General features: G+C 69.3%; 1 pseudogene. It reads left to right on the forward strand.

From position 1 onward, the window contains the following. Window positions 1–251, forward strand: a pseudogene (locus tag M2D63_RS25930) (phosphate ABC transporter substrate-binding protein); the annotation flags it as partial.

The raw sequence follows: 251 nt of genomic DNA on the forward strand, positions 1-251 counted from the left end.
TGCTGTTCGCGCAGACCTGCGGCTATCCGCTGATGACCCAGTTGCGCGGCCAGGTGGCGGTGCTCGCGGTGCCCAGCTACGACTTGCCCGATTGCGCTCCCGGCGAGCATTGCAGTCTGTTCGTCGCCGCCGAAGGACAGGCGCGCCAGCGCCTCGGCGACTTCCGCAATACCCGCCTGGCGCTCAACGACCGCGACTCCAACAGCGGCATGAACCTGCTGCGCCATGCGCTGGCGCCGCTGGGGCGAGAC

The organism is Pseudomonas sp. BJa5 (assembly GCF_030272875.2).
In the GTDB taxonomy this organism is placed as follows: domain Bacteria; phylum Pseudomonadota; class Gammaproteobacteria; order Pseudomonadales; family Pseudomonadaceae; genus Aquipseudomonas.